This is a genomic window from Pseudomonas bananamidigenes (assembly GCF_001679645.1).
Lineage (GTDB): Bacteria > Pseudomonadota > Gammaproteobacteria > Pseudomonadales > Pseudomonadaceae > Aquipseudomonas > Aquipseudomonas bananamidigenes.
Genome location: NZ_LRUN01000002.1, coordinates 119,552 through 133,008 on the forward strand (window position 1 = coordinate 119,552; position 13,457 = coordinate 133,008).

10 protein-coding genes and 1 tRNA gene are annotated in these 13,457 nt (G+C 60.9%); 7 read left to right on the forward strand and 4 right to left on the reverse strand.

The features are described 5' to 3' along the window. Positions 1 to 14: 14 nt before the first annotated feature. Entirely contained in the window at positions 15 to 242 is a 228-nt protein-coding gene (locus tag BBF94_RS01930) for a PLD nuclease N-terminal domain-containing protein (RefSeq protein WP_065257366.1), read from the reverse strand. A gap of 341 nt (positions 243 to 583) precedes the next feature. Between BBF94_RS01930 and BBF94_RS01935 the strand changes: the two genes are divergently transcribed. The 3 genes from BBF94_RS01935 (at position 584) to BBF94_RS01945 (ending at position 7,062) form a co-directional block, all read left to right on the forward strand. Next, on the forward strand, positions 584 to 2,989 hold the full coding sequence (locus BBF94_RS01935; RefSeq protein ID WP_065257367.1) for a glucose/quinate/shikimate family membrane-bound PQQ-dependent dehydrogenase: 2,406 nt from the start codon (positions 584 to 586) through the stop codon (positions 2,987 to 2,989). Positions 2,990 to 3,072: 83 nt separating this feature from the next. Beyond that, positions 3,073 to 4,359 carry a carbohydrate porin gene (locus BBF94_RS01940; protein WP_065257368.1) on the forward strand — a complete coding sequence of 429 codons (1,287 nt, stop codon included), beginning with the start codon at positions 3,073 to 3,075 and terminating at the stop codon, positions 4,357 to 4,359. Positions 4,360 to 4,461: 102 nt separating this feature from the next. Next, entirely contained in the window at positions 4,462 to 7,062 is a 2,601-nt protein-coding gene (locus tag BBF94_RS01945) for a bifunctional diguanylate cyclase/phosphodiesterase (RefSeq protein ID WP_065257369.1), read from the forward strand. Here BBF94_RS01945 and BBF94_RS01950 read toward each other — a convergent pair. Next, the gene (locus BBF94_RS01950) at positions 7,055 to 7,723 is read right to left on the reverse strand and encodes a DUF3313 domain-containing protein (protein WP_065257370.1); all 669 of its coding nucleotides are present in this window, start codon (positions 7,721 to 7,723) and stop codon (positions 7,055 to 7,057) included. The genes BBF94_RS01945 and BBF94_RS01950 overlap by 8 nt on opposite strands. Then, complete coding sequence (locus BBF94_RS01955; RefSeq protein WP_065257371.1) at positions 7,723 to 8,049, reverse strand: hypothetical protein; 327 nt, start codon at positions 8,047 to 8,049, stop codon at positions 7,723 to 7,725. The genes BBF94_RS01950 and BBF94_RS01955 overlap by 1 nt, the downstream gene beginning before the upstream one ends. Before the next feature lie 163 nt (positions 8,050 to 8,212). On the opposite strand from BBF94_RS01955, the gene BBF94_RS01960 reads away from it, so the two are divergent. From BBF94_RS01960 to BBF94_RS01975, 4 genes are all read left to right on the forward strand, one after another. Continuing rightward, the gene (locus tag BBF94_RS01960; RefSeq protein ID WP_065257372.1) at positions 8,213 to 8,923 is read left to right on the forward strand and encodes a response regulator; all 711 of its coding nucleotides are present in this window, start codon (positions 8,213 to 8,215) and stop codon (positions 8,921 to 8,923) included. Further along, positions 8,920 to 10,254, forward strand: coding sequence for an ATP-binding protein (locus BBF94_RS01965; RefSeq protein WP_065257373.1), 1,335 nt, complete (start codon positions 8,920 to 8,922; stop codon positions 10,252 to 10,254). Before BBF94_RS01960 ends, BBF94_RS01965 begins: the two co-directional genes overlap by 4 nt. A 77-nt stretch (positions 10,255 to 10,331) precedes the next feature. After that, complete coding sequence (locus tag BBF94_RS01970; RefSeq protein WP_065257374.1) at positions 10,332 to 11,627, forward strand: OprD family porin; 1,296 nt, start codon at positions 10,332 to 10,334, stop codon at positions 11,625 to 11,627. 94 nt (positions 11,628 to 11,721) lie between these two features. Then, on the forward strand, positions 11,722 to 13,344 hold the full coding sequence (locus tag BBF94_RS01975; protein ID WP_065257375.1) for an ATP-dependent nuclease: 1,623 nt from the start codon (positions 11,722 to 11,724) through the stop codon (positions 13,342 to 13,344). A gap of 15 nt (positions 13,345 to 13,359) precedes the next feature. On the opposite strand, the gene BBF94_RS01980 is transcribed toward BBF94_RS01975, so the two are convergent. Continuing rightward, positions 13,360 to 13,455, reverse strand: a tRNA-Sec gene (locus tag BBF94_RS01980). Positions 13,456 to 13,457: the final 2 nt, after the last annotated feature.

Consider the following 13,457-nt stretch of genomic DNA (forward strand, 5'->3'; position numbering starts at 1 on the left):
AGTCGTCCCGGTGATTAGCCTTTGCTGTGTTCAGGGGATGTCGGTCCCTCTTTGATCCCTCGCGGACCGGCGATCCCCCAGACGATCAGTCCCAGCACGGGAAAGACGATCAGGCCGATGGCCCAAGCGGCTTTGATCCCCACCGTTTTGTCGCTGCGAAACACACTGATGATGGCCCACAGGTCGATCAACAGAATGATCACCGCCATGGCGATCATGAAGTAGCTGGTTGCTTGTGCCATTGGGCAATCCTCCGGAGTCGGTAAGGATTAGGCGCCCGCCAATCCCGGGTGTTCAAAACAATTGCGGTCAACGGTCGAGACGGGAGCGTCATCCCTGCGCGACAGACAGGCGCTGTGACCTTCAGCTGACTGCTAAATTACTACCTGTCATAAACAACACTTCACCTGACAAAAAAGACAATTTCATCTACACCACCACCTTTATGAAGGCGCTTGATCGTCAGTAAGTGCTTGTTAACTCTGCCACCGGGCAGTAAACACCTCTTCAATCAAAATTAGTGATTTAACCAGATAGTTACCTAACGATATAATGCCCGCCTCATTTCAACGGGACATTCAACGTGAAGCAGAGTCAACGCCTCTCGGGCATATCAACATTCATTCTGGTCGGGCTCGGGGTGATCATCGCCCTGCTCGGCCTGGCACTGGCCGCTGGCGGTGTGAAATTGGTCAGCCTGGGAGGCTCCTGGTACTTCCTGGTCGGTGGACTGGTCATGGCCGTTTCCGGTCTGTTCATCGCTCGGCGCAAGCCTGCCGGTGCCTGGTTGTTCGCGGCGTTTCTGCTGGGCACCGCGATCTGGGCCGTGTGCGATGCCGGTTTTGAGTTCTGGCCGGTGTTCTCGCGCCTGTTCATGTTCAGCGCGGTGGGCCTGGTCGTTGCGCTGGTCTATCCGATGCTCAAACGCGCCAACGGCGGCGTTGCCGGGCGCGGCGCTTATGGGGTTGCCGCTGTGCTGGCAGTCGGGCTGGCTGTGGCAGCCGGCAACATGTTCGTTGCGCACCCGACGGTCCCCCCTACCGGCACCGGCCCGGGCCTCACCCCGGTCGAGCCGGAAAAGGCGCAGAAAGACTGGGCGCATTACGGCAATACCGAAGGCGGCAGCCGCTTCGCCGCGCTGGACCAGATCAACCGCAGTAACGTCGACAAGTTGAAAGTCGCCTGGACCTACCACACCGGCGACATCGCCGAAAGTGACGGCAACGGCGCCGAAGACCAGCTGACCCCGCTGCAGATCGGCAACAAGGTGTTCATCTGCACCCCGCACAACAACCTGATTGCGCTGGATGCCGACACCGGCAAGGAACTCTGGAAAAACGCGATCAACGCCAAATCCAAAGTCTGGCAGCGTTGCCGTGGCATGGCCTATTTCGACGCCAGCGCTGCAGTCGCCAGACCGGCCGGCTCGCCGGTAACCGAGACGCCAGTCGCGCCGGCCGCCAACTGCACGCGCCGTCTGCTGACCAACACCATCGACGCCCGCCTGATCGCGGTCGATGCCGACACCGGCGAGTTCTGCCAGGGCTTCGGCAACAACGGCCAGGTCGATCTGAAGGCCGGTCTGGGTGACGTTCCGGACAGCTACTATCAACTGTCTTCCGCGCCGCTGATGGCCGGCACCACCGTGGTGGTGGGCGGTCGCGTGGCCGACAACGTGCAGACCGACATGCCGGGCGGCGTGATCCGTGGTTTCGACGTGATGACCGGTGCAATGCGCTGGGCCTTCGACCCGGGCAACCCGCAGGATAAAAAGGCGCCGGCCGACGGCAAAACCTATGTGCGCAGCACGCCGAACAGTTGGGCGCCAATGTCCTACGACCCGGCCACCCACACGGTCTTCCTGCCGATGGGCAGTTCGTCCACCGACATCTATGGCGTAGAACGCAGCAAGCTCGATCACACCTATGGCGCATCGATCCTTGCGCTGGACGCCGACAGCGGCGAAGAAAAGTGGGTCTACCAGACCGTGCATAACGATCTCTGGGACTTCGACCTGCCGATGCAGCCGAGCCTGATCGACTTCACCAAGGACGGTAAAACCATTCCGGCACTGGTGATCGGCACCAAGGCCGGGCAGATTTACGTGCTCGATCGCGCCACCGGCAAGCCACTGACCGAAGTCAAAGAAGTACCGGTCAAGGCGTCGAACATTCCGAACGAACCCTACTCGCCAACCCAGCCGAAATCCGTGGGCATGCCGCAGATCGGTGCGCAGCACCTGACCGAATCGGACATGTGGGGCGCCACGCCGTACGACCAGTTGCTGTGCCGGATCGATTTCAAGTCGATGCGCTACGACGGTCTGTACACCGCGCCGGGCACCGACAAGTCCCTGAGCTTCCCGGGTTCGCTGGGCGGCATGAACTGGGGCAGCATTTCCACTGATCCGGTACACGGTTTCATCTTCGTCAACGACATGCGTCTGGGCCTGTGGATTCAGATGATTCCGTCGCAGAACAAAGGTGAAGCAACCTCCGGTGGCGAAGCGCTGAACACCGGCATGGGTGCCGTTCCGCTGAAAGGCACGCCGTACGCAGTCAACAAGAACCGCTTCCTGTCGGTGGCCGGCATTCCGTGCCAGGCGCCGCCGTTCGGCACCCTCACCGCCATCGACATGAACACCCGCAAAGTCGCCTGGCAGGTGCCGGTCGGCACCGTTGAAGACACAGGTCCTTTGGGCATCCGCATGCACTTGCCGATCAAGATCGGTCTGCCGACCCTGGGCGGCACGCTGTCGACTCAAGGTGGCTTGATCTTCATCGCCGGTACCCAGGACTTCTACCTGCGCGCCTACAACAGCGGCAACGGTGAAGAAATCTGGAAAGCTCGTCTGCCCGTCGGCAGCCAGGGCGGCCCGATGACCTATGTGTCGCCGAAAACCGGCAAGCAGTACGTGGTCATCACCGCCGGTGGTGCCCGTCAGTCGACCGATCGGGGCGACTACGTCTTGGCTTACGCCCTGCCGTAAACCGCTGCGCCCTCTTTCATTTCACTGCGCGCGGCACCTTCGGGTGTCGCGCCGTTTCATGTCTATCGTTCTGGATTTCAGCAATGTCATTCGTGGTTCGCTTTTCCTGCACCGGAGTACTGCTCGCCCTTGCCGGCAGCACCGCCCTGCCCGCTTACGCCGACGCCGATTCAAACCTGTTCACCCGTAACACCCTGACCGGCGACTGGGGCGGCCTGCGCCACCAGCTCGACGAAGACGGCGTCAAATTCACCGGCGACTACACCGGTGAAACCGCCTACAACGCCGACGGCGGCCTGCACCGTTCGGCCCGTTACTCGCAGAACATCAAGCTCGGCGCGCAATTCGACCTGAGCAAAATCTATGGCGCGGACAACGCCGGCAAGGTCCAGCTGACCATCAACGACCGGCGCGGCAACAGCGCCTCGCAAGATCTGGTCGGCAACCGTCTGCCGATCCAGGAAAACTACGGCGGCCTCTACACGCGCCTGACCGAACTGAGTTACGAGCGCACGCTCTTCACCCCGGCACTGAACGTCAAACTCGGCTACATGGCCATGGGCAACGACCTCGGCGGTCTCGACAGCGGCATTCTGTGCAACTTCATGAACGCCGGTTTCTGCGGACACCCGCTGAACATGTCCGGTGGCAGCGGCTGGACCAACTACCCCAACGCCCATTTGGGTGTACGGGTGAAATACGACCTGACGCCGCAATGGCAATTGCGCGTGGCCGCGTTCAACGTCGATCCTGAAAGCAACGGCAACTCCAGCCGTGCCTGGCACCTGGGTCCGAAACACACCACCGGCACCGTGGTGCCGGTCGAACTGGTCTACAAACACGCAGGCACCCTGCCCGGCGAATACAAGCTCGGTTACTACTACGACAGCTCGGATGTGAAACGCATCGGCAGCAACGAGGACGTTTCCGGTCGCGGCGGCCATTACCTGCTGATCGATCAGGCCGTGTGGAGCTCGCCAACGTCCGAGGGCCGCAGCCTGCACGCCTTCGGTCAGTATTCGGCAGCCAGCGAAGCGGCATCGCCGTTCACCAAGTGGTATGGCGCCGGGGTGGTCCTGTACAAACCGTTCGAAGGCCGCCCGCGTGACACCGTCGCCCTGGGTTACGGTCGCGCCGTGCAGAACCCGCGCAGCCGCGACGTGCAGCAAGACGCGGCGCTGGCCAACGGCACGCCGCTTTCCAGCCTCGATGGCGCCGAGCAACTGATCGAACTGGGTTACGGCTACCAGGCCACTCCTTGGCTGACCTTGCGTCCGAACCTGCAGTACATCGTCGAGCCTGGCGCGTTTTCCGGGCAGGACATCGACAATGCGCTGGTGGTGGGTCTGCAGGTGAAAGCCGCGCTGTAAACCGCCTTTTACGGGTGGCGACGAAGCGTTGCGCAGAAGATCTGAACGTCTTGTGCCCGCCGATGTTCTAGATTGAGTAGACACCGGATCAGGGACGAGCAAATGGACATTTCCAGCGATGCGACGCCTCTCGCCACCCTTCAAGGCGCAATCACCCGACGTCTGGCCCTGGCGGTCGGCGCCCTGTTCATTGCCGGTGTCGCCGCCGCCACGGCGGCACTGTTCAGTATCGCCACGCACCTGGATGAAGATGATTTCAATGACGTCCACTTCTATTCAGCCCGTGCGCTGGAAAACCGCATCACGGCATCGAAAAACTACATCACCAGCTACGCCTACTGGACGACGGCCTACGAGCATTTAAGCGGCCAGGTCGACACGAACTGGGCGTACACCGAGCAGAACATGGGCAAGACCCTGTTCACCAGCGATGGCTACGACGGTGTATTTGTGCTGGACCGCGAGCGAACCAAATACGCGGTGGTTCGCGGACAGTTGCTCGACGCGCAGATGCCCGGGTTTCTGCAGGTGCCGGCGCAGACACTGATCGATCTGGTGCAGAATCAGCCGGATCTGACCAAACCCGTCAACACCTATTCACTGTTCGAGGACTGGCCGGCGCTGATCACCGCTGCCGCAATCATTCCCAACGACGAACGTCCCATCGGTGACCCGCGAAAGACCTCGGTGCTGGTGTTCGTCGACAAGCTCACACCCACCAAACTGCGCAAGATCGGCAGCGGTTACGGCCTCAACAACCTGACCCTGGCCCCCGACGACACCATTGACCCGGCCCAGCCCCGCGTCCCGCTGGACAGCACCGGCTACAGCCTGATCGCCGATCTGGACCGACCGGGCCAGCATCTACTGTGGTCGTTGCTGCCGACACTGGGTTCTGCCCTGTTGGTTCTGATGGTGCTGACGGCCTGGTTCTTTCGCCACGCCATGCGCTCTTCCCAGCACGTTGACAAGAGTGTCGCCGCGATGCTCGCTTCGAAGCGGGCACTGGAGGCCAGTGAAGAACGGTTCCGGGCGGTGGCCGAAGCGGCTTCCGACTGGATCTGGGAAGTCGACCGGGATTTGTCCATCACGTACCTTTCGAACCGTTTCAGCGAAGTGACCGGTCACGCTCAGACGCGCTGGATCGGCCAGGACATCGGTCATTTGCTGGTCTGTGATACCACGCCACTGGCACTGTGGCTGAGAAAACTCGACGAGGGCGGCAACGCCAGCGATTTGCGCTGTACCTATCGCGATCACGCCGGGCAATTGCGCCATTGTCGCCTTTCGGCCAGACCGTACCTGGAAAACGGCAGTGTCATCGGCTATCGAGGCACCGCCAGCGACATCACCGATGAGGTGGCGGCCCATGCGCAGATCCAGCATCTGTCCCTGCACGACGCGCTGACCGGTCTGCCCAACCGCAACAAACTGGCGCGCTACCTGGACGACGCCTTGTTGCTCAAGGAACACGCGGCCCCGTTGTCGCTGTTGATGATCGACCTGGACAACTTCAAGCCGATCAACGACTCGCTGGGTCACCCCGCCGGGGATGCCGTGTTGCAGGAGGTCGCCAGTCGCCTGCGTGAATGCACCCGCGATCAGGACATCGTCGCGCGGCTCGGCGGGGACGAATTCGTGGTGGTCCTCAACGGCATGGACACCCGCCAGGAAATCGACAAGTTCTGTACACGCCTGATCGGCAGCCTGCATCAACCGATCATGTTCGAGCAGCATCCCTTGCACATCGGTGCCAGCATCGGGATCGCCCTGAGCCGGCGCCATGGCTTCGTGGCCAGCGAGTTGATCCGTTGCGCGGACATCGCCCTGTATCGGGCCAAGTCCGATGGCAAGAACACCTGGTGCTATTTCGAAGCGCACATGAGCGATCAGATCCAGACACGGCGGCAGATGGAGGATGATCTGCGTCGCGCGCTGAGCAACCAGGAACTGGTGCTGCATTACCAGCCGCGCTATACGGTCGACGGCAAGGAGATCGTTTCGGTCGAAGCGCTGGTGCGCTGGCAGCATCCGACCCGGGGATTGCTCGGGCCGGACGTGTTCATTCCGTTGGCCGAACAGACCGATCTGATTGTGCCGCTTGGCCGTTGGGTCCTGCGCGAGGCCTGCGAAACGGCGCTGACCTGGCCGGGCGACATCCTGTTGTCGGTCAATCTGTCCCCGGCGCAGTTCGCGATCAGCGATGTGGTCGAGGATGTTCGCGAAGTGCTGGTCGGTACGCGATTTCCGGCCAGTCGCCTGGAGCTGGAAATCACCGAGAACGTCATGCTCAACGATACCGACGGTGCCCTGACCACCATGAACGCCCTCAAGGAGCTGGGCGTGAGGCTGAACATGGATGACTTCGGCACCGGCTATTCCTCGCTCGGCTATTTGCGCGCCTACCCCTTCGACGGCATCAAGATCGACAAACGCTTTATCGCCTCCATCAGCAGTGGCGCCAATGACCGGGCGGTGGTGCAAGCAATCATCGGGCTGGGCAAGGCCATGGGTCTGACCGTCACGGCCGAGGGCGTCGAAACCGAGGAGCAACTGGACATTCTCGGCAAGGACCAATGCAACGAGGTGCAGGGTTATTACATGAGCCGCCCCATCGACAAGGAAGCCTTCGCCCGTCTGTTGCAGACGTCCAGAGACGTCCGCGCCGAACGGCAGCCGTCACGCAAGAACCGTGTCACTTGAGCTTTCGCGAAGCGATACAGGTCTGACTCAGATCGCTGGCCCAGCCGTCGAGCACGCCTTTGAGATGATCAACGGTCATCACTTGTCTGTCGTTGTCCAGCGCCGCGCCCGTGCCCTTGCGAACGACCTTCGCCACCACCTCGCCGGTCGAGCCATCCTCGATCGATACCTCCGTGGCGATCTCAGTGTCCTGGTCACGAATGCCGGCAGCAGTACTCACGCCGGCAGCGACCAAGGTGACCGGCAGCCATTCGTAATACCGCAGGCCCTGGGTACTGGCGGTCACCCGGGTGATGGCCGGCCGCACGACCAGTGTATTCGGGCCGGGCCCGGCGGCCAGTGCCAGGGTCTTGCCCAGTTCCTGCCTGAGGGCCGCATCGTAATAGCGAGTCATGCCGGACAACGTGCTCTGCGGAATGCGTCCGGTGGGCTCGATCTTCGGATAAAACTGGCTCGGCGCCAGATAAACCCGGGTGTAGCGACCGTTCGCCAGCGCCGGGCTTACCCAACTCAAAATCGTTTGCCCCGACGACGTGCGCTGTTCTTTCAACAGGCTGTAATCGTCGAGAAACCCGGAATACATCTCGGGCACGACTTTCTGGCTGCTGCAGGCCGACACGCTCAACAGGGCAGCCAGCAGCAGCGCGTGACGGCTTCTCATCAATGCGTTTCCCCCGCGGCCTGCATCTGACCAAAGGGCGTATTGTCAGAACACTCGATGCGCAACTGGCCGTGAGTCATGATCCATTGGATGAATTCGCTGGTGGGAATCGAATGGATGTATTCCACCCAATGACTGTCGGCCGGGCTGAAACGCTCGAAGTAGCGGCGCATGACGAGTTGGCTTTGGTCCTGAGCGATGCCCAGGCAGGTTTCCTGGAAAAGAATCGGCGCGTTGAGCATGCCGGTCGTGGTGCGCTGCGTCAGGATCAACGGGCGCACGGCGCCATGTCCCGGGTTGGTGTAAGCGCTTTTCATATCCTTCATATGAACCCCCTTGGATGGAATGCGCGCAGAGTGCCCGAGGTTTTTTGCCCGACGATGTCCGGCTGATGTCCGTACTGAAGGAATGTTGCCGGATTGAAATAAATGACCCCGGCCGCGAAATGGTTTTAGATGCGCTTTTTTTGGGTACAGGGATCCTGCAACCGTGAGCAGATTGCTGATCGTCGACGACGACGTGGAAATTCTCTCCCTGCTGAAGAAGTTCTTCGTGCAGCACGCCTACGAGGTGGATGTGGCAGCGGATGGCCAGGCCATGTGGGCCGCCATCGAACAGACGCGTCCGGACACGATCATTCTCGACCTGATGCTGCCGGGTGAAGGCGGTTTGAGCCTGTGCCAGAAAATCCGTGCGCAGATGGGGATCCCGATCATCATGCTCACGGCCATGGCCGAGCTGAGTGACCGGATCGTCGGCCTGGAACTGGGCGCCGACGACTACCTGACCAAGCCCTTCGCGCCCCAGGAATTGCTGGCCCGGGTGCGCGCACTGCAACGCCGTACCGGCGAGAACGTCAGCCGCAACCGTGAACCGGCACGCCCGGTCATGTCCTTCGCCGGTTGGCACCTGGACATCACTTGCCGCGAGCTGCGTTCGCCAGAGGGCGTGATGATTCCGATGTCCGGCGGCGAGTTCGACCTGCTGCTGGTGTTTCTCGAACATCCCCAGCGCATCCTGACCCGCGAACAGTTGATCGACCTGACCCACGGCCAGGGCCACGAAGCCTTCGATCGCAGCATCGACGTGCAGGTCAGCCGCCTGCGACGCAAGATCGAACCGGACAGCAAACGCCCGGACCTGATCCGCACCGTGCGCAACGGCGGCTATATGTTCACGGCCAAGGTCAGCCGCTCATGATCGGTCGAATCCTGCCTCGCGACACCCTCAGCCGGCGGATCGCCCTGACGATCGTCGCGGCCATGCTCGCCTCGCTGTTGCTCAACGCCCTGTTCGTGCAGGTGGCCGGCATCTGGGCCCAACCGCCCATCGAGCGTACCGGCCTGCTGGAGCGGATTGCCGCAACCACCCGCCTGATCGAAGCAGCCCCCGCCTCGTTGCGTCCGCAACTGGCCAGCGCGGCCAGCAGCCCGACGCTCGAGGTGGAGTGGAATGCCCGACGCGCCCTGTTCAACCTTCCCGGCGACGGTGCAGCGGTCGAAACCTCGGAGGTTCCGGCGCTGGAACAATTGCTGGGCAGTCATCGGGCATTCGAAGTGTTCAACCCGGACGACTGGCCGGCCGGCAGTGCGCAGGCTCACTATGTCGCCCTCATCCCGCTGACCGATGGCAGCTGGCTGTCGTTCACGCCGCCGGAACGCAGCTGGGGGCTGACCCTGAACGCCCGGATTGCAGTGATCGTCGCCCTGGGCCTGATCGCCACCCTGCTGGTGGCCTGGGTCGCTACCCGGCAACTGGCCAAGCCGTTGCAACGTTTTGCCAGCGCCGCCCGGCGGTTTGGCGGCGACCTGCACGCGCCGCCCATCGACATCGAAGGCCCCCACGAAATCCGCCAGGCCATCATTGCCTTCAACACCATGCAGGCGCAGATCCAGCATTTCATCGGCGAACGCACCCATATGCTCGCTTCCATCTCCCACGACCTGCGCGCACCGTTGACCCGCATGCGCCTGCGCAGCGAGTTCATGGAAGACCTGGACCATCAGCAGAAACTGATTCGCGACATCGAAGAAATGCACTCGATGATCAACGCCGCTCTGGCGTTCTTCCGCGAGGGCACACGCCTGGAGCAGACCACGGCGTTCGATCTGTCGGAGTTGCTGCAGACCATCCTCGACGACTACCGCGACCAGCACGTCATCATCGACTTCGATGGCCCGGCCCACCTGGTCTATGACGGGCGTCCGCTGAGCCTCAAGCGGGTGATCGTCAACCTGCTGGAAAACGCCGTGAAATACGCCGAGCGTCCGCACATCTCGCTGAGTCGCAACAGCCATTCGATCTGCATCGAAATCTGCGACGAAGGCCCGGGCATTCCTGAAGAGGCGCTGCAACAGGTGTTCGACCCGTTCTTCCGCCTCGAAACCTCGCGCAACCGTGAAACCGGTGGCGTCGGGCTCGGCCTTTCGGCGGCCCGGGCGATCGTGCGCGAACAGGGTGGTGAACTGACCTTGAGCAACCGTGCGGGTTCGGGGCTGGTGGCGAAAGTGCAATTGCCGGTGACTGACTGACGCAGCACATCCGCTCAATCAATCGAAGATCATCCCCACGACAATCCGGCGACATCCCATCGAAGCCGGACTGACACATGAAAGATTTATCGCCATCGAGTATCACGCTGGCCTTGCTGCTGGGCGCAATCGCCAACCCGGCACTGGCCAGTGGTTTTCTGGATGACGCCAAAGGCGAAGTGCTCAGCCGCAACTTCTTTCTGAGCAACGACTACCGCTCGCCCTCGCCCAGCGGCAAGAATTACAAACAGGAGTGGGCTCAGGGGTTTATCGGCACTTTCTCATCCGGTTTCACCGAAGGGACGGTCGGTTTCGGCCTTGATGTGCATGCCTTTTATGGGCTGAAACTGGACGGCGGCCGGGGACATTCGGGCACCGGCCTGTTACCGGTGGACAGTGACGGTCGCAGCGAAAGCGATTACTCCAGCGCCGGCGGCGCCTTGAAACTGAAAGCCTCGCGCACCACCCTCGCCTTCGGCGAAATGACCGTCGAAACACCGGTGTTCGATACCTCCGACAAACGTCTGCAACCGGAATACGCCACCGGTTTTCTGCTCGACAGCCGGGAAATCGACAACGTGAATCTGGTGGCCGGGCGCTTCACCGCGTTCAAGAACCAGGACAGCTCCTCCGGCCAAGGCGATTTTCAGGGCTACGGCGCCAATACCAAGGCCGGCGCAATCAGCTTCATCGGCGCTGACCTGTTCAGTGACCGCCCGGTTGGCGGTGCGTTGTACGCGTCCGACTTGAGCGACACCTGGCACCAGTACTACGCCAACCTGCATTTCAAACAGTCCGGTCTGCTGCTCGACGCCAACGTCTACCATACCCGCGACAGCGGGCAGGCGTTGGCCGGGGAAATCGATAACACCGCGTTCAGTCTTTCGGGCAAATACGCCTTTGGCCCGCATGCAGTGATGCTTGGCTGGCAACGGATCAACGGCGATACGCCGTTCGATTTCGTCGGCGGCGACTCGATCTACCTGGCCAACTCGATCAAATACGCCGACTTCAACGGCGCCCATGAGCGCTCGTGGCAGGCCCGCTATGATCTGGATCTCGGTGCGTTCGGCATTCCCGGGCTCAACTTCATGACCCGCTACGTCTCCGGCAGCCACATCGACGGTACCCACGCGCCCAAGGGCGGCGCCTACAACCCGTTCGACCCGGACAGCGGCCGGTACCAGCCCCAACAAGGAGATGGCGGCAAGCACTGGGAGCGCGACATCGACCTGCGCTACATCGTCCAGTCCGGCGCGGCCAAGGATCTTTCCGTGCAACTGTCCCACGTCTCGCACCGGGCCAACAGCGCCCAGGCAGGAGATGACATTGACCGCATCTATGTGGTGATTCAGTACCCGTTGGGGTTCTAGGGAGCTCCAGGCTCCGCAAGTTGACTAGCAATGTGCCATTACTTCTTTTAGTCTGCGCCCCCTTCATAGTGAGTCATGGACGCGCGCTAACCCGATGAAAATCAAAAATATCTGGCTATCCGCCATCCGGACGCTGAACACACCCGATGACGCGGTGAGCTCCGGCGACTTCTGGGACTACATGCGGGTGCTGTGGCGCAATGAACCGGTCAGTCTGGGCCAGATCAATATCTTCATTGGCGAAAACGGTTCCGGAAAATCGACTGTCATCGACATGGTCAGGGCTCTGAGGTACCCGGAGGTGCTGGCCTCGCTGCCTCGTGAAAACCCTCCCCGGCAGATCCTGCCCAGCGCCAGTGTCGAGTTTGATAACGGTGAGCGCTGGTCCTACATCTTTTCCGCATCGACGTTCGACGACACGCTTGACGGTATCGAGGACGTCGCCTGCAGGCAGGTTGTAGAGTCACCCTTTCAACCTCTCCGGCAACGTTCCGGCGACTTGCACAAACACGCGCTGTGCTCCCCCCTTCCGCGATTTATCACGCATGAAAATATTCATTACCGCAACGGAATGACGCTGGAAGAGTCCTTTACCGAGGCCGCAGTCGCCGAGCTGAACAGGAGCAAGCCATTCCTGTGCAATCTCGACATCGAACGCCAAGGCCCCTTCGGGCATAAACCACTGGATGACGGGACATTCCAGTTGGGTGAGGACGGCAGATTGTCGGTCTGGATCAAAGACGATCCGCTCATGCCCAATCAACTTCCGGCCAGTTGGCTCCCTTCTGGCTGGAAAGCCTACGCCTTGATGGCCGCCTGGCTGCGAGAGTGCCCCGAGCACTCCATCTGCCTGCTGGAGGAGCCGGAAACCCATCTGCACCCGAAAATGCTCAGGTTTGTCATCGACTCCTTGATCGCCATTGCCGAGGAGCGCAATCAACAACTGCTGCTCAGCACCCATTCGGCAACCGTGATCAACGTTGCAGCCAAGGACAGACTGACACTGTTCCAGACGTGCGGCAGTCATATCAAAAGCAAGCCTGACTTGCGTGACATTCTCGATCGCCTCGGGTATCTCGCTTCCGATATTTTGCAGGCCAACTGCATCCTGTGGGTCGAAGGCCCTTCCGATCGCATTTACCTGAACCACTGGATCAAAGGCCATACGCCGGATCTGGTTGAAGGTCTGCATTACTCGATCATGTTCTATGGTGGCCGCTTGTTGAGCCACCTTGCAGCGGACGAGCAGGAGGATGGAGCAGATGACTTTATTGACCTGCAATCACTCAACAGAAACTCGGCAATCCTGATCGACAGCGACAGATCCAGTGCACAAGGGGTGTTACGTCAAAGCAAAGTGCGAGTCATGAAAGAAATCGAGGCCAGTGGCGGGGTTGCCTGGGTCACCAAAGGCCGGGAAATCGAAAACTACATTGCGCCGGCTCATATTGAGGCTGTGATCAGAAATCACCACCGTCACGTCGACTCGATCGTTTCCCCATCCATCTGGGCCAATCCCCTGGAATACAAAACGCTCAGAAGAGTCGCGAAAAAAGTGCCGGGCAAAACAAGCAAAGTAACCCCTCCCAAGCGACTGGTGGCCAACAAGGTCAAGGTAGCGGCGAAGATCACCAGCCAGTACGCCCCTGATTACACGGTTCTTGACCTGGCAGAGCGCATTGAGGCTTTGTGCCGCTTTATTCGCAAATGCAACTGAACAGCCTGGAAGAAATGGCGGAAGGCAGCCGGAGTCGAACCTGCCCGGGAACGGATGCCGTCCCCAACCGGGTTTGAAGCCCGGCCGCGCCACCGGGCGCGATTGCCTTCCTT